Origin of the sequence: Saccharopolyspora gloriosae (assembly GCF_022828475.1) — a bacterium.
Taxonomy (GTDB): domain Bacteria; phylum Actinomycetota; class Actinomycetes; order Mycobacteriales; family Pseudonocardiaceae; genus Saccharopolyspora_C; species Saccharopolyspora_C gloriosae_A.
The window spans coordinates 6,775,937-6,794,390 of the sequence record NZ_CP059557.1; the positions used below are offsets into that span (position 1 = coordinate 6,775,937).

At 69.1% G+C, this 18,454-nt stretch carries 16 protein-coding genes; 7 read left to right on the plus strand and 9 right to left on the minus strand.

From position 1 onward, the window contains the following. Window positions 1-368: 368 nt before the first annotated feature. The 4 genes from H2Q94_RS30010 to H2Q94_RS30025 form a co-directional block, all read right to left on the minus strand. Window positions 369-1,454 (minus strand): IS110 family RNA-guided transposase, encoded by a 1,086-nt coding sequence (locus H2Q94_RS30010; protein WP_243790039.1) that lies wholly within the window; start codon window positions 1,452-1,454, stop codon window positions 369-371. A gap of 223 nt (window positions 1,455-1,677) precedes the next feature. Beyond that, window positions 1,678-2,496, minus strand: coding sequence for a sulfite oxidase (locus tag H2Q94_RS30015; RefSeq protein ID WP_243796003.1), 819 nt, complete (start codon window positions 2,494-2,496; stop codon window positions 1,678-1,680). Between the two features lie 2 nt (window positions 2,497-2,498). Beyond that, window positions 2,499-2,777 carry a hypothetical protein gene (locus H2Q94_RS30020; RefSeq protein ID WP_243790488.1) on the minus strand — a complete coding sequence of 93 codons (279 nt, stop codon included), beginning with the start codon at window positions 2,775-2,777 and terminating at the stop codon, window positions 2,499-2,501. A gap of 425 nt (window positions 2,778-3,202) precedes the next feature. Next, the gene (locus tag H2Q94_RS30025; protein ID WP_243790490.1) at window positions 3,203-4,081 is read right to left on the minus strand and encodes an alpha/beta fold hydrolase; all 879 of its coding nucleotides are present in this window, start codon (window positions 4,079-4,081) and stop codon (window positions 3,203-3,205) included. A 322-nt stretch (window positions 4,082-4,403) separates the two neighbouring features. Here H2Q94_RS30025 and H2Q94_RS30030 point away from each other — a divergent pair, with 322 nt between their 5' ends. Beyond that, window positions 4,404-5,243, plus strand: a complete 840-nt coding sequence (locus H2Q94_RS30030; RefSeq protein ID WP_243790492.1) for an MBL fold metallo-hydrolase — start codon at window positions 4,404-4,406, stop codon at window positions 5,241-5,243. Window positions 5,244-5,298: 55 nt separating this feature from the next. On the opposite strand, the gene H2Q94_RS30035 is transcribed toward H2Q94_RS30030, so the two are convergent. Together H2Q94_RS30035 and H2Q94_RS30040 are read right to left on the minus strand one after the other, a co-directional pair. After that, window positions 5,299-5,667 carry a hypothetical protein gene (locus H2Q94_RS30035; RefSeq protein ID WP_243790495.1) on the minus strand — a complete coding sequence of 123 codons (369 nt, stop codon included), beginning with the start codon at window positions 5,665-5,667 and terminating at the stop codon, window positions 5,299-5,301. A gap of 2 nt (window positions 5,668-5,669) precedes the next feature. Beyond that, window positions 5,670-7,388, minus strand: coding sequence for a hypothetical protein (locus tag H2Q94_RS30040; protein ID WP_243790497.1), 1,719 nt, complete (start codon window positions 7,386-7,388; stop codon window positions 5,670-5,672). A gap of 291 nt (window positions 7,389-7,679) precedes the next feature. On the opposite strand from H2Q94_RS30040, the gene H2Q94_RS30045 reads away from it, so the two are divergent. The 5 genes from H2Q94_RS30045 to H2Q94_RS30065 all read left to right on the plus strand — a co-directional run bounded on the left by H2Q94_RS30045 (window position 7,680) and on the right by H2Q94_RS30065 (window position 14,084). Continuing rightward, the gene (locus H2Q94_RS30045) at window positions 7,680-9,575 is read left to right on the plus strand and encodes an NHL domain-containing thioredoxin family protein (protein WP_243790500.1); all 1,896 of its coding nucleotides are present in this window, start codon (window positions 7,680-7,682) and stop codon (window positions 9,573-9,575) included. A 50-nt stretch (window positions 9,576-9,625) separates the two neighbouring features. Then, complete coding sequence (locus H2Q94_RS30050) at window positions 9,626-9,946, plus strand: GroES family chaperonin (protein WP_184484130.1); 321 nt, start codon at window positions 9,626-9,628, stop codon at window positions 9,944-9,946. Window positions 9,947-10,085: 139 nt separating this feature from the next. After that, on the plus strand, window positions 10,086-12,596 hold the full coding sequence (locus H2Q94_RS30055) for a VanW family protein (RefSeq protein WP_243790502.1): 2,511 nt from the start codon (window positions 10,086-10,088) through the stop codon (window positions 12,594-12,596). 142 nt (window positions 12,597-12,738) lie between these two features. Then, window positions 12,739-13,233, plus strand: coding sequence for a helix-turn-helix domain-containing protein (locus H2Q94_RS30060; protein WP_243790504.1), 495 nt, complete (start codon window positions 12,739-12,741; stop codon window positions 13,231-13,233). 11 nt (window positions 13,234-13,244) lie between these two features. Further along, the gene (locus tag H2Q94_RS30065; RefSeq protein WP_243795982.1) at window positions 13,245-14,084 is read left to right on the plus strand and encodes an IS3 family transposase; all 840 of its coding nucleotides are present in this window, start codon (window positions 13,245-13,247) and stop codon (window positions 14,082-14,084) included. A gap of 282 nt (window positions 14,085-14,366) precedes the next feature. Here H2Q94_RS30065 and H2Q94_RS30070 read toward each other — a convergent pair whose 3' ends face one another. Beyond that, window positions 14,367-16,211, minus strand: coding sequence for an acyl-CoA dehydrogenase (locus H2Q94_RS30070; protein WP_243790507.1), 1,845 nt, complete (start codon window positions 16,209-16,211; stop codon window positions 14,367-14,369). Between the two features lie 329 nt (window positions 16,212-16,540). Between H2Q94_RS30070 and H2Q94_RS30075 the strand changes: the two genes are divergently transcribed. Beyond that, window positions 16,541-17,074, plus strand: coding sequence for an OmpA family protein (locus tag H2Q94_RS30075; protein WP_243790509.1), 534 nt, complete (start codon window positions 16,541-16,543; stop codon window positions 17,072-17,074). 281 nt (window positions 17,075-17,355) lie between these two features. On the opposite strand, the gene H2Q94_RS30080 is transcribed toward H2Q94_RS30075, so the two are convergent. Then, window positions 17,356-17,688: a YnfA family protein gene (locus tag H2Q94_RS30080; RefSeq protein ID WP_243790511.1), complete on the minus strand. Its 333-nt coding sequence runs from the start codon at window positions 17,686-17,688 to the stop codon at window positions 17,356-17,358. Between the two features lie 82 nt (window positions 17,689-17,770). Further along, the gene (locus tag H2Q94_RS30085; protein WP_243790513.1) at window positions 17,771-18,454 is read right to left on the minus strand and encodes an SDR family oxidoreductase; all 684 of its coding nucleotides are present in this window, start codon (window positions 18,452-18,454) and stop codon (window positions 17,771-17,773) included.

The following is an 18,454-nucleotide window of genomic DNA, read 5'->3' on the forward strand; positions in this document are numbered from 1 at the left end:
ATGCGCTGACGCGCATACAGGCACGGCCTTCGGCCGCCAGGCAAGCGGGGCTTCGCCCGCCCTTCGCGGACTACGCCGCCAAAAGCACGGCTACGCCGCAAGGCACGGCCTTCGGCCGCGAGGCACGGCCTTCGGCCGCCAGGCAAGCGGGGCTTCGCCCGCCCTTCGCGGGCTTCGCCGCCAAAGCACGGCTTCGCCGTAAAGCAGGATTGCTTGGCGGTTCTTGCTGGGTTTTCGCCGTCGGATGGGCATGGCTTTGTCCGCAGACATGACGCTTGCCTCGTGTCGTGCTGGATGTGGTGGGGGGTGAACGGGCCGGGGGTTCAGGTCGCCGGGCCGTTCTGCTGCTCGGGATGCTCCTATAGATGTCAAGCCGCTGGAGTGAGGTCGTTTTGCCTGGTTGATCTGGTGGGTGTGCTGGTCAGGGTGCGGTGGATTTCGCGGGCGACGAATCGTTTGAGGCAGCGCATAATGTCCTTTTTGGATAGTCCTTCTTTGGTGCGGCGTTCGACGTAGGTGCGGGTGCGTTCGTCGTAGCGCATGCGGACCAGGACGATGGTGTGCAGGGCGTTGTTCGCGGCCCGGTCGCCGCCGCGGTTGAGGCGGTGGCGGTGGGTGCGACCGGAGGATGCCGGGATTGGTGCGACGCCGGTCAGGTGCGCGAACGAGGCTTCGGAGCGTAGTCGTTCGGGGTTGTCCCCGGCTGTGGTCAGGAGCTGGCCGGCGGTGTCAGGGCCGACGCCGAATAGTTCCAGCAGCTGGGGTGCGGCCTGCCGGGTGAGGGGGCTGAGTTCGGCGTCGAGTTCGGTGATCTCGATGTCCATTGCTTGGTGGCGCCGCGCCAGGCGTCGTAGTGCCGCCCGGGTCGCCGCCAGCGGGTGTCCGAGGTCGTCGCCGGGCCGTAGCCGGGCCAGGGTGCGCAGCAGCGTGGCCCGGTCCAGTCCCGCGACCTGTGCGCGCAGCATCGCGGGTGCCGACACCAGCAGGCCGCGGATTTGGTTCATCGCCTGGGTGCGGGCCTTGACGGCACTGCGGCGTGCGACTCGTAACACGCGCACCGACTCGATCACGCCGTCCCGGCTTTTCGGGGTGCCTGTCGCGCGCCCGGAGAGCACGGCGGTGGCGGCGGCGTAGGCGTCGATCGGATCGGATTTGCCTTGCATCCGGCGGATCTTGCGGTCCGGGCGGTCGACATCGGTGACCGCGACCCCGGCCGCCGCGAGAACCCGGGCCAGCTCGGCTCCGTAGGCGCCGGTTCCCTCGACGCCGACCGTGACCAAGGTGCCGTGACCACGCATCCAGTGCAGCAGGTCGCGGTAGCCGTGGACTGTGGCGGGAAATTCCCGGTCAGCCAGGTGCCGGCCGACGGAGTCGATCACGGCCGCGTGGTGGGTCAAGCCGTGGGTGTCGACTCCGCCGGTGATTTTCGGGCCATCATGGGTCATGCTGGTCATGTCCGTCCTTGCGTGTCCGTTCCGAGGGCGGCACGCGCCGGTCGGGCGGGTGGACAAGACAGTGACGGGGCTTCTGGCCAAGCTCCTATGAAGTCACAAACACCCGTCCGGCCGCGTGCATGGTGGCACCCGGCGGGCCGACAAATCCCAAACCAGACAGTCGAAACGTCAGTCAGTCGAAGGGTCAGACCCACCGGAAACGTCACCACGAACATCATCACTGTCAGTCGTCGATGCAGGTGACCGGGACGCGGTGGACGAGGTTGTTGGCGAAGCCGCCTCGGTTCCAGGGCTCCGATACGGGCTGCACGTGGCCTTCCGCGTCGGTGGCCCGGGCGGTGAGCAGGTGTTCGCCGGGCTCCGCCCGCCAGTTCGCGCGCCAGCCGCGCCACGCCCAGCGCGGTCCCGGCTCGTCCAATTCGGCGTCCGCCCAGGTGGTGCCGTCGTCGGTGCTGAACTCGACACGGGTGATCGGCGCGTGGCCGGACCAGGCTCGGCCGGTGACCGTCAACGGACCTGGACGTACGACCCGGTCGCGGGACATGAAGTCGGGGAATCCCGGCGGCAAGATCAGCGAGCGCGGCTCGATGCGGGTGGCGGGTTCGCCCGGGTCGTCCGCGGACTGCTTGAGGCGGTAGGCCACCGCGTTCTGGAAACCCGTGAACGGCTCGTCGACCAGCTTGATCTCGCGCAGCCACTTCACGTGCGCCATGCCGTACCAACCGGGGACCACCAGTCGCACCGGATGCCCGTGCTGCGGCGGCAGCGGTTGACCGTTCATCTCGTAGGCCAGCAGCACATCGTCGCGCAGCGCCTCCTCCCACGGCAGGCCGCGCTGGTAGTCCTGCTCCACGCCGCGTTCCACGCCGTGATCGGCTCCGGTGAACACGACTTCGACCGCCGAGTCGGCCACGCCCGCCGCTTCCAGCACGTGGCGCAGCGGTACTCCGGTCCAGTCGGCGGTGCCGACCGCCTCCACCAGCCACGGCTGGCTCACCGGACGCGGATGCAGCCTGGCCCGGCCGTTGCCCGCGCATTCCATGGTCACCCGCACCGTGCGCGACGGCAGAGACCGCAGCTCGTGAACTCCCGCGCGCCCCCGACCTCACCGGTGATCGCCAACCGCCAGCTCGCCGCGTCCAACGCGGGCATGTCGTAGTGCGTGAGCAGGTAGTGCAGCCCGATCGGCGTGACGTCGTAGCGCAGCGCCTCCAGCGGGATTCCGTGGTTGCGCGCGGCCAGCGCCAACTCCGCCGTGCTGATCCCCTCACCGGGCTCTGCGATCCGGGACGGGAGGCTCACTTCGCGCAACTGTGCATCCATGTCCGCCAGCATGCTGGCGGGCGGGGCCGCCGGAAACCGCCGTCCACATCGCAGGCCCCGCTGGGGCCGGCGGCCGCTCCGCCGAACGAGTGGACTCCCGCCTCGTTCAGAAGATTCGCCGACCGTCGAGCATGACCGTATGCGCTGGTCAACAAGCCAGAATCGCTATACCGAGCGGTCTCGTTTCACCTACAAAGCTGTGACTTGAGCCACCTTGAGGCCCTTGTGTAACAACGCCGGGGGTCCCGCCGATATGCATGGTGACCCCGCGGTGCTGTCGGACCCCCGACCTGGCAGCACCGCGGGGCCTTCCAATTTCCGGGGTCGATCACCGGCGAAACCGGCCACGCACCGAGATCAAGCGTCGCGCACCCCGATTTGTTCCCGCCCTCGGCGAGCCGCCCCCACGATCGCCTCGACCGGCGTCAGGCTCGATCCGCGGCCGCCAGGAACTCGACCATCCGGTCGTTGACCAGTTCGGGGCGCTCCATCGGGAAGTTGTGGCCGACACCGGGCAGCACGTTTACCTCAGCCGACGGCAGCAACGCGCGCAGCCTGGCCTGGACGACGTCCGAATGGTGCACCGTGCTCCGTTCGGCCAGCAGAACGAGCAACGGCGCGGTGATGCTCCGGAGCTGCTCATCACCGAGCACGCCCGCCTTCGGCAGCCTGATCTTGAAGTCCCGCGCGGAAGCCGAGGTCAGACGCAGGATGTCGCGGTCGGTCGGAACGGTCTCGGAGGACGACCGCGCGGCGAGCCACCGCGGACCCGCCAGCAGAATCAGGTCCTGGAACACCCCGACCAGGTAGCGCGTTCGTGCCTGGCTGAGCCCGACCGAGTCGAGCAACGTCAACGTGGCCGCACGATCCGGGAACCGCACCACGTAGTTGGCGGCCATCCAGCCGCCGTGCGAAACGCCGATCACGTGGGCTCGTTCAAGGCCCAGCTCGGTGAGCACGTCCTCGATCCACGCGGCCTCGTCCGCGAAATCCCGGATCGGCTTCTGCTGCACGCTGCGGCCTTGCTCGCCGAGCATGTCGACGGCGAAGACCGCGCGGTGCGCGGCCAACGCGGCGACGTTCGGATGCCACGCCGCCGAGGTCACCGCCAGACCGTGCAGCAGCACGACCGGCGGGCCGGGACCGTCTCCGGACCGGTGGACGTGCACGGTGCCGAACCGGGTGCGGACGTCCAGCTCCTCGCGGGCGACCGGCCACTTCCGGAACGCCACCTCGTAGCGCCGCAGAAACCGCTGCCGCGCGGCTTCGTCCCGAAACCCACTGACCGGTTCACTCGACACCATCGGCACCCCCAGGTCCGATATGCGCTGATCTACCGATTAGAGCACCGCGGCGAAGTCCGATGGGGCCGGATCAACGAGGTGGAGATGCCGGCTTCGGCGGTTCTCGTGCTCATCGGCGGCGTGCTCCCCGGAGGACGAGCGCCACGGTCCGACGACTGCCCCGACCGGCGAGACACGCCGCGGGAGTCTCCGTCCCCTGCGGAACACCCTCCGCCCCGGTGTTGTTGATCGTGACCGTGATCGCCGAAAAGCAGAAGTGCCGAACCCAGGAGCCGAGCGGCCGGCACCGTGCCGACGAGAAGACAGCGGGGGAGTTGCACTGATGCGCGTCCATCACCTGAACTGCGCGACGATGCGCCCGCTCGGAGGACGGCTGATCGACGGGGCCGACGGGGTGCTGCGCTCCGCCGAGATGGTCTGCCACTGCCTGCTCATCGAGACCGAGCAAGGCCTGGTGCTCGTCGACACCGGATTCGGCACGTCCGATGTGCAGGATCCGCGGTCCTCGCTGCCGTGGGCTTTCCGGCGCCTCATGCGACCGGTCCTCGATCCGGAGGAAACCGCGTTGCGGCAGGTCCGCCGTCTTGGCCACGACCCCGCCGACGTTCGGCACATCGTGCTCACGCACCTCGACATCGACCATGCGGGTGGACTGCCCGACTTCCCGCACGCGCAAGTGCACGTCTTCGGACCGGAACTGCGCGCGGCGACCGGGCCGAGCGCCCCGTGGAGGTACCGGCCGGGGCACTGGGCGCACGAACCCGACTGGATCGGGTACCAGGACCTTTCCGGGGAGCGCTGGTTCGGGTTCGATGCCGTCCGAGCTCTCCGCGACCTGCCCGAGAGCATCCTGCTGGTCCCCTTGCCCGGCCACACCACCGGCCACGCCGGAGTCGCGGTGGACACCGGCGCCGGCTGGCTGCTGCACGCGGGTGACGCTTACTTCTTCAACGGGGAGATGGCGCCGTCCCCGCACTGCACACCGGCACTGCGCGCGTTCCAGCGACACGTGGACACGGCCCGCGCACTGCGCGAGCACAACCAGCGACGCCTGCGGGAGCTCGGGCTCGACCACCCGGGGGAGATCGACATCATCTGCGCGCACGACCCGGTCGAACTGCGCAGTCACAAATCCGCCCGAGCCGACGGGAACACCGCGTAGTCACCAGCGGACATCCGCACCAGGACTGGACGCAGGCTCTGGTGGTCACCGGCCTTCAGAACAGCCGGGTGACCAGATCCGCGATCCGGGGCACGTCCAGCCCGAGTTTGATCACCTCGAGCGCGGGAGCAAGCCGCTCCCACGATTTGCGGACTCGCTTCGGCTCAGGCGCCGGCTCGGCGAGCTCCTCGGACAGCTGCTCCGCCCGATCGTGAGCGACAGCGCGGCGCGCGTCCGCCGGCTCCTCGTCGCTGAGCTCATCGATCAACTCCTGGACCAGTCCCCGCAGATCGTCCAGCTCAGGGGATCCCTCGTTGACCGAGCCGGTGCTGACCTCGTTGCCCTGCCCGACGACGGTCACCCCGGAGAAGGTGCCGCCAGTGACCTTGGCCGACTGCTGAGGTGGGGTGTCTTCCGCTGCCACGATTACTCCCTTTCTCCGCCCAGGCCGCCGGTGCTGGCCTGGTTTCCCTGCCCGACGACGTTGACCCCGCTGAAGGTTCCTCCGTTGATCACCGTCGAGTGCGTGATGGTCGAGGACTGCGATGTGAACTCGTCCGTCTTCAACCCGTGTTCGGTCAGGGTTCGGCCGACCGCCGCCAGCGTGCGGCGCTCCAGGAGTTTGACGTAACGCACGCTGTCCTCATCGTGGAAGTACGTAGTGCCTGCGTCGTCGGCCGCGAGCTCGCGGATGCCGCGGCGAGCGCCGTACCTGCCTGGCAGGTCGTAGTAACCGCCGCCCATCGGCTTGCGGCCGTCGCGGGCGGCCCGCCACAGCCGCAGGACGCGGCGCCCGAGGCTCGCCGGAACCAGGACCGCGTCGACGAAACCCCGCATGACCGCGTAGTCGGCGCGCAGGAGCTTCAGCTGCTCGTAGCGGTACTCCGGCCGGATCGGGTTGAGCACGTACGCCTTCCACTCCAGGTAGAGCATCTTGTCGTCGCAGGCAACGTGCAGGAACGTCGACACGACCAGCTCTTTGCTCCACCCCTCCACCCGGAAGCAGAGGTACGGCCGGACCCATTCCGGCGAGTTCTGCACGATTTCGGCGATCACCGCCGGGTCCAGCGCACTGTTCGGCGGTGCCCCCGGGTCCGGCAGGATCGCCCGCCCGATCGGGTCGCCGGCCTGCCGAAGTAGCGCGACGGCCGAGGTGACCACTTCCTGGCTCTCCTGCAAATCCCGCAGCCTGCCACCGGGAGACAGCTCGGCAGATCCCCGCAGCGCCAGCACCCCCGCACGGACACCGGCATGCACGTCGGCTCGGCTGAGGGTGACTTCGGCATCGTCAACGGCGCGAAGTGGAACAGCGATGGACCACGCGTGCACCCGCTCACCCGCACCCACGAACGGGTCGTACCCGTCGTGCACCAACGTGTTCGAGGTTGCCGCGGCGCGGGCGATGTGGTGCAGCCGCTCGGTGTACCAGGCGCCGACCGGCGAGGGCGGCAGGTGCTGTCCGCCGTTCCAGTAGCGACTCGGTTCGAACCGCGTGGTCAGCGCGAGGTGCACGCGCACCCGATCCACCAGCAGCACCGCCAGCAGACCGAGCGAAGCGAGCAGGCCGATCAGGAACATCGGGGCACCGCTGCCGCCCGATGTCTCCCCGGAGTCGTAGTAATCGTAGTAGTCGTAGTAGTCGGAACCGCCCAATCCGGCTGCGCTCCAGAGTGCGTCGGAGTCCCCGAACGCAAGCCCGCCGAGCAGGGCCAGCGACGATCCCACGATCGATCCGAGGTATGCGCCGAAGAGGATCAGCATCCATCCCGCACCGGAGATCCGCTTCCGCCCTCGCCTAGTCGAAATCCGGCGAACGAGAGAGTGCACGAACACCCCCGAACCCACGGCCAGCAGCCACGGCACGGCCAGCCACCACCACGTGACGAGCACTACCAGGAACAGGCCGACGACGAGGGAATCTCGCACCACCCGGCGCCTTCGCGTCGCGAGCGCCTCCGACAGCACGGCCACCGGGTTGAGCCCTGGCGAAGGAGGGACGGCCCGCCGCGGTTCGGCCAAGAACTCTTCGACGAGCTCATCCGCGAAGTCGTCGTGCGCGTGTGCGGCCGCGGAGAGGTGCCGCGTCGCGTCATCGTCGACGAGCCGAGGATCTTGACTGATGTTGCGGGAGTGGTCGACTGTCACTGCTGTCCTTCTCGGCTGCGGGCGAAGCCCCGATGCGGATTCGCGCCCCTGGTTTGGGAGGAACCGCAGCTTCCTCAAGAGCCGGACTGCGAAGGGCCGGATCGGTCCAGTTTCACCCGAACAGATCAGCATCCGAGTCGCTTCCAGGACGTGGGTGCACGTGTGGAGCTCTTCTCCGAATTCGACCGCAACTTCGGGATGCCCACCCCGATCTGGTCAACGGTCGGCTGGTCGACTTTCCCTCGGCCGCGAACCAACACGACTGATCCGGTCCCACCAGGGGTTCCCGCGATGTGGACGTCGGAACAAGGGGTCGGCCGGGTGTTGTTGACTCCGCATGTGAGTAACTTGTCCCGCACCCGTGTCCGCGCTCCCGAGTTCGTCGGGCGGCAGTGGTTGAACACCGGTGGCAAGGAGATCCTGCTCGCCGACCTGCGCGGGAAGATCGTGCTGCTGGACTTCTGGACGTTCTGCTGCATCAACTGCCTGCACGTGATCGACGAACTGCGGCCGCTGGAGCAGGAGTTCGCCGAGGAGCTCGTCACGGTCGGCGTGCACTCCCCGAAGTTCGAGCACGAAGCCGACCCGGACGCGCTGATCGCCGCGGTCGAGCGCTATTCCGTGCACCACCCGGTGCTCGACGACCCGGAGCTGGCGACCTGGCAGAACTACGCCGTGAAGGCGTGGCCGACGCTTGCCGTGGTGGACCCCGAGGGCTACCTCGTGCACGTCGCAGCAGGTGAGGGCCACGTGGAGGCGTTGCGCGCGGTCATCAGCGAGCTCGTCGCCGAGCACGAGGCGAAGGGCACCCTGCACCGCGGCGACGGCCCGTACGTGCCTCCGGAGCCCGCGGCCACGACGCTGCGCTTCCCCGCGAAGATCGCGGCCGGGCCGGGAACGATCCTGGTGTCGGACTCCGCGAACCACTCGCTGGTCGAGTTCGCCCAGGACGGAGAGACGGTGCTGCGGCGCATCGGCAGCGGCGCGCGGGGCAGCGCGGACGGCGGACCCGACGAGGCCTCGTTCGCCGAACCCGCCGGGATCGCCGTGCTGCCCGAGCGGATCGCCGCGGAAGCGGGCTACGACCTCGTCATCGCCGACACCGTGAACCACCTGCTGCGCGGAGTGCGGCTCGCCGACGGACAGGTGACGACGGTCGCGGGCACCGGGCAGCAGTGGCGCGACGGCACCGATGGGGGATCCGCGCTGGACACGCCGCTCACCAGCCCTTGGGACGTGACCTGGTGGGAACCGGCGGGCGGCGTCGTCATCGCCATGGCGGGCAACCACACCCTCGGCCTGTTCGACCCGCTCGCCGGACGGGTGCGCCGATTCGCGGGCACCACCGTCGAAGGCCTGCGCGACGGGGACGCCGCCGAGGCGTTCTTCGCCCAGCCCTCCGGTTTGGCCGACGGCGGCGATCGGCTGTGGCTCGCGGACTCCGAAACCTCCGCGCTGCGGTGGGTCGAAGCCGCCGGGGACGGTTTCGAGGTGCGCACGGCCGTCGGCGCCGGACTGTTCGACTTCGGGCACGCCGACGGACCCGCCGAGCGGGCGCTGCTGCAGCACCCGCTCGGAGTAGCGGTGTTGCCGGATGGCTCCATCGCCGTCTGCGACACCTACAACGGAGCCCTCCGACGTTACGATCCGGCATCGAACGAACTCGCCACGCTGGCCGGTCACCTGGCCGAACCGTCCGGCGCGGCGGTGATCGACGGCGAGCTCGTGGTGGTGTCCTCCGCCGCGCACCGGCTGGAGCGGCCGGTGCCTCCCGGCGTGTCCGCGAAACTAGTCGAAGGCGCATCGCAGCAGGTCACGCGACCGGCGACCGAGATCGGCGGCGGCGAGCTGGAGCTCGCCGTGGTGTTCACACCCCCGCCCGGCGGCAAGCTGGACGACCGCTACGGGCCGTCCACCCGGCTGGAGATCACCGCGTCCCCGGCGGAACTGCTGGTCGAGGGCGCGGGCACCGGAACGGACCTGAGCAGGCGGCTGGTGCTCGCCGACGGCATCGAGCACGGCGTGCTGCACGTCGTCGCGCAGGCCGCCAGCTGCACCGACGACCCCGCCGTCGAACACCCCACCTGCAACCTGACCAGGCAGGACTGGGGTGTTCCAGTGCGGATCACGGCGGGCGGGACGCACCGGCTGCCGCTCGTCATGGGCGGCATGGACACCGGAGCGTGAGCCGCCCCCTGCGCGGTAGGGCCGTCCGGGCGGGCACGTAAACTTTTCGGGTGACCGATGCCAAGCTTGAGATCCAGATGCTGCATGACCGGGTCATGGTGCGGGTCTCTGCGGAATCCGGAGAACGTCGCAGCAGCGGCGGCATCGTGATTCCGGCGACCGCCCAGATGGCCAAGCGGCTGCTCTGGGGCGAGGTTTTCGGGGTGGGCAGCCACGTGCGCGCCGTCAAGGTAGGCGACCAGGTGCTGTTCAATCCCGAGGAGCAGTTCGAGGTCGAAGTGCAGGGCCAGCCCTACCTGGTGATGCGTGAGCGGGATCTGCACGCCGTGGCCAGCGAACAGATCGAGCAGGGCACCGGCCTCTACCTGTGACCCACCGCGAGGTGCGGTCGGCGCGACCAGTGCCGAACCGCAGTCCGGGGTGACGCGGGCACGGCGTCCTTGACGGACCGGCCCGGCGCCTGTTCGCTGATGTACCCCACCGCACGACCAGACCGATGAAGGGGAAGCGGTGCCGGAAAACTACGACGTCTCATCCGGGGACGATCCGAACCGGAAGCCGACGGGCGACGACCCGACCGGCGAAGCGGACCGTCCCACCTCGTCCGGGGAATCCGCCGCGGCGTCGGCAACGTCCGGGGAGTCGGCAACGTCCGCGGCCGACGCGACCCGGCCGAGCACCCCGGCGCCCTCGACCGGCGCGTCCCAGGACTCCCCGGCGGAGCGGACCACCCAGATCTCGGCGGAGCAGCTCGCCGCAGGTACGGGAACCGCGGCGAAGACCGACTCGGCCGCGAGCAAGGACTCCGAGCCGGACCTGGCCGAACGCGAGACCCGCCCGGCGATGTCGACGCAGCCGCCCGCCGCGGACGGCACGCAGCGCATCGAGCCGCCGGAAGCCGAGGCCGAGCGCACCCAGTCGATCCCGAAGGTGCCCGCGGACGAAGGCCACTACGCCTCGCCCACGGACTTCCTCGGCGCCCCCGGATTTCCCGGGTCGGCCACCGACCGGGTCGAGCAGCCGCCCGCGGACCAGACTCCGACGACGCAGGCCGTCGCGGGCTCGTTCGCGCAGCTCCCCGCTGAGCAGACCCAGTACTCGGGCCGGCAAGGCCCGTATTCGAACCAGCAAGCCCAGTTCCCCACTGAGCAGACGCAGTTCCCGACCGTGCAGACCGGCTTCCCCGAGGCCGACGCCGAACGCACCCAGAACATCCCGAAGGTGCCCGCCGAGCCGTCGCCGTGGGCGACCGGTTTCGCCGGCGGCATCGGCGGCGGATTCGCCGAGGACCCGCCGGAGCAGACCAACGCCCAGCGCAACCGGCGCGGACTGATCCGCGGCGGCATCGCCGCCGGGATCGCGGTCGGTTTGTTGACGCTGCTCTACGTCGGTGACCTGGTGTTCAGCAGCGGCACCGTGCCGCGCGGCACCACCGTCGCCGACGTGCAGGTCGGCGGGCTCACCGAGGCCGCCGCGCAACGCAAGCTGCGCGAGGAACTCGGACCGAACCTGCAGGAGCCGGTGCAGCTGAAGGCGGGCGACGCGACGGCCACCATCTCCCCGGAGCAGTCCGGGCTGACGATGGACTGGCCCGCCACCATCGAGCAGGCCGGTGAGCAGCCGCTGAACCCGTTCACCCGAATCGCCTCGCTGTTCACCGACCGCGAGATCTACCCCGTCAGCCACGGCGACGAGCAGCAGGTCATGGCCGCGGTGGAGCAGGTCAAGCCGAAGCTGGAACGGGCCGCTTCGGAAGGCACCATCAAGTTCGAGGGCACCAAGCCCGTCGCCGTGGAACCGGTCACCGGCCGCGCCGTGGACGTGAGCGTGGCCGCCGACCAGGTGATGGCCGACTGGGCCAAGGGCGGACCGGTCCAGGTCCCGTTCAACGAGCAGGCCGTGAACACCACCTCCGACGGCGTGCACCAGGCGCTGCGCAACGTGGCGCAGCCCGCGGTGTCCGGCCCCGTGAGCGTCAAGGGCGAAGGCCACGACGCGGCGCTCGCACCGGAGACCATCGCCGCCGCGCTGCGGTTCGAACCGGACGGCAAGGGCGGCCTGCGCTCCCACCTCGACGCGCCGACCCTCGTCGGCGGCCTCGAGCCGCAACTGCGGGACACCATGAAGCCCGCGAAGGACGCCGAGATCGTCCTCGAAGGCGGCGGTCCCGTGGTGCGGCCCTCGCTGGACGGCCGCGGCGTGAACTGGGACAAGAGCTTCGAGAAGCTCGACGAGGTCGTCAAGCAGAAGCAGAACCGCACCCTGCAGGCGGTCTACGAGCAGCAGCCTCCCGCGTTCAACACCGACCACGCCAACGGGCTCGGGATCCGGGAAGTCATCAGCGAGTTCAAGACCGAGGGCTTCGAAACGGCCTCCGGCGTGAACATCAAGCGGACCGCCGAACAGGTCAACGGCGCGGTCGTCAAACCCGGTGACACGTTCAGCCTCAACGGGCACACCGGGCCGCGCGGCACCGCCCAGGGCTACGTGGAGTCCGGGATCATCGAGGACGGCCGCCCGGCGAAGGCCGTCGGCGGCGGCATCTCGCAGTTCGCGACCACGCTGTACAACGCCTCGTACTTCGCGGGCGTCAAGGACGTGGAGCACAAGGAGCACAGCTACTACATCAGCCGCTACCCGGCAGGGCGCGAGGCGACGGTGTTCCAGAACCCCGACGGCAGCAGCGTCATCGACGTGAAGTTCAAGAACACCCTCGCCAGCGGTGTCATGATCACCACGGAGTGGACGCCGTCGTCGATCACGGTGAAGTTCTGGGGCACGAAGCAGTACGACGTCGGTTCGAAGACGGGTCCGCGCACCGCGGAGAAGCCGCCGCACGAGAAGGTCGTGCCGCCGGGCGAGCCGTGCAGCCCGAGCAAGGGCACCGGTGGGTTCACGGTCACCGACACCCGGACCTTGAAGGACGTCAAGACCGGCAAGGTCACCACCGAGAGCCCGAGCAAGACGGTCTACAACCCGCAGCCGATCATCCACTGCGGGCCTCCGCCGGCTCCTCGCTGACCGACCACCGAAAAGGCCCCTCCCGAACCGGGAGGGGCCTTTTCGCATCCTCAGGTGAATGTCTCCTCAGATCGGTAAGAGCGGTGAACTGGTCCCCGGTGGTTGGACTGGAAAGTCAGTTCCAGCTACCGGGGAGTGGTTCGTGTATCCGCATAGTTCGTTGTCGCGGGAGCAGCGTGAGGCCGCTGTGGTGTTGTTCGGGGCTGGTCATGGGGCGGTGTCGGCTGCGGCCCGGTTGGAGGTGTCGGCTTCGGCGGTGAGAACGTTGCGGGATCGATGGTTGTTGCGCGGCCCGGGAGCGTTGATCATGAAACCGACCAAACGGTCCTACTCGTTCGAGTTCAAACTCGACGTGGTGCTGCGGTTCGTGGCCGGGCAGGCCACGGCGGCCGAGCTGGCCGCCGAGCATGACCTGTCGTCACCGAAGCAGGTGAAAAATTGGGCGCGCCAATATCGGCGTGACGGCGAGGATGCGTTGCGCCCCAAGCGGGAAGGCCGCCCACCCCGCGAACCACAACCACCACCGGACGGCGAGACGGCCGAACTGGAACGGTTGCGGACGGAGAATCTGCGGTTGTCCGCGGAGAACGCCTACCTAAAAAAACTGCGGGCCTTGAAGGAACAGGGGCGAGGGTAAAAACCCAGGTCATCGTCACCCTCAAGGCGCACTATCCGCTTGCGGTACTGCTGGAGGTCGCGGGCCTGGCCCGGTCGACGTTCTTCTATCACCAGGCCCGGCTCGACCGGCCGGACCCGCACGCCCGGCTGAAACAGGCCGTGACCGACGTGTTCCAGCAGGCCCACGGCCGTTACGGGCACCGCCGCGTCCACGCCATGCTGCACCGCCACGGCCTGAGACCGGCGAAAAAGACCGTCCTGCACATCATGCGCACCCTCGGCCTGGCCTGCACAGTCCGCCGCCGACGCCGCTACTCATCCTGGAAGGGCGAGGCCGGCACCACCGCCGGCAACGTCCTGGACCGCGACTTCACCGCCCCGGCACCGAACACCAAATGGGTCACCGACATCACCGAACTCCGTGTCGGCACAAGCAAAATCTATCTCTCACCGATCATCGACCTGTTCGACCGCTCCGTCGTGTCCTACTCCTGGAGCACCCGACCCGACACCCACCTGACCAACTCATCACTGACCAAAGCCATCGCCACCCTCAACACCGGCCACACCCCACTCGTGCACACCGACCAAGGCTTCCACTACCGACACACCTCCTGGCGCCAACTGCTACACGAGGCAAACCTGACACCCTCCATGTCCCGGAAAGCGACCTGCCTCGACAACGCCGTCGCCGAAAACTTCTTCAGCCACCTCAAAGAAGAACTCTTCCACCACCACAACTACAACACCCCCGACGAGTTCACCACCGCCCTCGAGAACTACCTCGACTGGTACAACACCACCCGCATCTCCACCACACTGAAGAACCTCACCCCCACCGAATACCGAGCCCAGGCCCTCACCACCTAGCCTTCACTCACCCAGTCCAACAAACAGGGACCACTTCACGGTCGAATGAGCCACTCACCCCGCCAGCCCCCTCAGGTGACATTCAACCGAGGGACGGTGGAGTGGGCCATCACTCCACCGTCCCTGCCAGGTGAACGTCGCCGGTGGGGGTGTCCACCTGAGTTGGCGGGGCAGTGGGTCGGCGAGCGCGTGGCCCGCAGCGAAACGTGGGCGCTCACCCCGGTGGAGTGAGCGCCCACGTTCAGTCGTGCCGCGGTGCCCTTGCGGCACCACGAGTCCGGATCAGAACACCGACTCGTCCAGCTCCATGATCGCGTTGTCGGCGTTCTCCACGACCTTGCGGCGGGAGGACAGCTCCGGCAGCACGTTCTTCGCGAAGAACCGCACCACCGCGACCTTGCCCTGGTAGAAGGACTGGTCCTTGGCCGAGGCGCCCGCGTCCAGCGCGGCCAGCGCCACCTCCGCCTGGCGCAGCAGCAGCCAGCCGATGAGCAGGTCACCCATGCTCATCAGGACCGTGACGGCGTGCTGGCCGACCTTGTAGATGTTGTTCACGTCCTCCTGCGCGGAGGTCAGGAAACCGAACACCGCGCCGAGCGTGCCCTGCGCGTCCTCCAGCGCCTGCGCGACCAGCGCCCGCTCTTCCTTGAGCCGGTCGTCGGCGCCTTCGGCGTCCAGCGACTTCTGCACCTCGGCGGCGATGTGCCCGAGGGCCGCGCCGTTGTTGCGCACGATCTTGCGGAAGAAGAAGTCCTGCGCCTGGATCGCCGTGGTGCCCTCGTACAGGCTGTCGATCTTGGCGTCGCGGATGTACTGCTCGATCGGGTAGTCCTGCAGGTAGCCGGAGCCGCCGAGGGTCTGCAGCGACAGCGTCAGGTTCTCGTACGCCCGCTCCGAGCCCACGCCCTTGACGATCGGCAGCAGCAGGTCGTTGACCTGCTCGGCCAGCGCGACGTCCTCGCCGGTGGCCTTGCCCTGGGCGATCTGGTCCTGGTAGGTCGCGGTGTACAGGTACACGGCGCGCAGGCCCTCCGCGTACGCCTTCTGCAGCATCAGGGTGCGGCGCACGTCGGGGTGGTTGGTGATCGTGACGCGCGGGGCGGTCTTGTCGGTGGCCCTGGTGAGGTCCGCGCCCTGCACGCGCTCCTTGGCGTACTCCAGCGCGTTGAGGTAGCCGGTGGACAGCGTCGCGATGGCCTTGGTGCCGACCATCATCCGGGCGTACTCGATGACCTGGAACATCTGCGCGATGCCGTCGTGCACCTCGCCGAGCAGCCAGCCCTGTGCGGGGATGTCGTGCTGGCCGAAGGTCAGCTCGCAGGTGGCGGAGGCGTTGAGGCCCATCTTGTGCTCGACGTTGGTGACGAAGGCGCCGTTGCGCTCGCCCGGCTCACCGGTCTTGCCGTCGAAGTGGAACTTCGGCACCAGGAACAGGCTCAGGCCCTTGGTGCCGGGCTTGCTCTCCACGCCGTCGCCCTCGGGGCGGGCCAGCACCAGGTGCATGATGTTCTCGGTCATGTCCTGGTCGGCGGAGGTGATGAACCGCTTCACGCCGTCGAGGTGCCAGCTGCCGTCGGCCTGCTTGACGGCCTTGGTGCGCCCGGAGCCGACGTCGGAGCCCGCGTCCGGCTCGGTCAGCACCATGGTGGCACCCCAGCCGCGCGCGATCATCAGCTCGGCCCAGGCGCGCTGCTCCTCGGTGCCGTTCTTGTGCATGATCCCCGCGAACTGCGGGCCGGCCATGTACATGTAGACGGCCGGGTTGGCACCCAGGATCAGTTCGGAAGTCGCCCACTGCACGGTCGGCGGGATGCCGTAGCCGCCGATCTCGTCGGCCAGCCCCAGCCGCCACCATTCGCCGTCCTGGATCTGCTGGTAGGACTTCTTGAAGGCCTCCGGCAGCGTGACCGAGTGGGTCTTCGGGTCGAACTTGGCCGGGGTGCGGTCGCCTTCCGTGAAGGACTCCGCGAGAGGTCCGGTGGCGAGGCTGTTGAGCTCGCTGAGCACACCGCGCACGGTGTCCTCGTCGGACTGCTCGAACGCCCCGGTGCCGAGCCGCTCCTGCACCTTGAACAACTCGAACAAGTTGAATTCGAGGTCACGGACGTTGCTCTTGTAGTGGCCCATTTCGCAGGCTCCCTCTCCGAACTGATGATTCCGAGCCGGCCCCGCTCTCCGGACATGGCCTTACTCGTCGGTAACTCCAGCGTATTACTTAGTAGTAACTTCTGTCGAGCGGGTAGGCCCAAAACCACCCGGAGTGCCCTGTGACATGCGTCGACCCGCCAGGCCGAACGGTCGCGGGAGCCATCCCGCAACCCCGCCAGGCTCACACGATCGAGTTGCACCACTGAGCCCGACCTGCCCGCCCGGCGTCCGCGGCATCCAATAGGACTCGCCCACGCACCGGGCGCGTACGTGCGCCGCGCCCGGCGAGCTCGACTGCGGAGGTCGGCATGGACCGAACGAAAGCCCACTACGGCGTGGCCGCGGCCACGCTCGCCGTCGCACTGCTGAGCGGTTGCGGAGGCGGCGGGGACCAGGGTCAAGGGGGCCAGGAAGGCCAAGTGCCACCGGCCCCACCCGCCCAACAGCAGCAGGAGGAACAACCGCCACCGCCGCCCGGACCCGACCCGGAGGCCGCGAAGACCGAGTTGCAGCAGCAGATCGACCAGGCGCTGCAGCAGAGCCCGATCACGTTCAAGGCCGACAGCCGGGAACTGACCGAACAGGGCGAGCAGACCGCGACCAAGGCCGCCGAGCTGGCCAAGAGCGCCCCGCAGGAACTGAAGTTCACCATCACGGGCTTCGTCGCCGACACCGGCAGCCCATCGCCCGAGGACCAGCAGCTCTCGCAGCAGCGGGCGCAGGCCGTGTCGGACAAGTTCGCGGCGGCCGGTGTTCCCGCCGAGCGCCTGGAGGTCGTCGGCAAGGGACCTGCCGAAGGCGGGCAGGAGACCGACCGGCACGCGACGATCAGCGTGCAGTAGCCGGTCGTCATCACGGCGAACGGGAGGGTGCCGGTGGGCGCCCTCCCGTTTTCGCGCCCACACCCGCTAGGGCGGGATCGTGGCGCTCCAGAAGTGGCGTCCGAGCCCGGGTGCGTCCGAGCCCGGGCATGGCAGCCGAGTGCGACGGTGGCACCTGGGTCAGGAGGCTACGGTCGTTTCCGGGCGTGGCGTCCGAGTCCGGGCGTGACGGCCAAGTCCGGACGTGACGACCGAGCGCTGGGAGGCCCCGCGTCCCGGCGACGCGGTCGCGGAACTCGGGCTCAGCCTCGCGGCGCGTACATGATCACGGCTACGCCGAGCAGGCAGATCGCGGCTCCGGCGAGGTCCCAGCGATCCGGGCGGAACCCGTCCAGCAGCATCGCCCAGCCGAGCGAGCCCGCGACGAACACACCGCCGTACGCGGCGAGGATGCGCCCGAAGTTCGCGTCCGGCTGCAGCGTGGCCACAAAACCGTAGGCGCCGAGCGCGAGAACTCCCGCACCCATCCACAGCAGGCCCTTGTGCTCGCGCACGCCCTGCCAGATCAGCCAGGCGCCGCCGATCTCCGCCACGGCGGCCAAGGCGAACAACACGATCGAACGCAGCACGGTCACGCCGTCAGGCTAAGCAGTCCGTCCGGACGGCCTGCGCAGCGGGAGCCACCGCACCCGGACGCGACCGCGCGCCCTTCCCAAGTCAGGAGGGGCGGACGACGATCTCCGTGAGGTGCGCGTCAGCGGAGGCGCGCACGGCGGAGCAGACCGGCGCGGCCACCGACTCCGGTCGCAGGTAGCGCTCGGGCTGGAACTCGCCTCCCTCGGCGTCGCGCACCTCGCGCTGCATGTCGGTGTTGATCCGGCCCGGGAAGACCGAGGTCACCCGCACGCCGTTGGCCGCCTCCTCGGCGCGCAGCACGTCGGCGAACGCGCGCAGCGCGAACTTGCTCGCCGCGTAGGAGCCCCAGTTCGGCTTCGCGGCCAAACCCGCGCCGGAGTTGACCAGCACCACATGACCGGATGCGGCCCGCAGCGCGGGCAGCAGCAGCCGGGTCAGCTCGGTCACGGCGAACAGGTTCAGCTCGAAGGTGCGCCGCCACGAGTCCACCGCGACTTCCGCCACCGACCCGAGCTCGACCAGGCCCGCGCTGTGCACCAGCACGTCCAGCCGGTCGATGTCGCGTACCGCCTCGGCCACCGCGGCGGCGTCGGTCAGTTCCACCGGCCACGGCCGGGCGCCGTCGATCTCCGCCGCCAGCGCGTTCAGGGCCTCGCCGTCCCGGCCGCCGAGCAGCACGTCGTGGGTTTCGGAGAGGGCGCGGGCGACAGCGGCCCCGACACCACGGGAAGCACCCGTGACCAGGGCGATCGAACGTTCAGACAT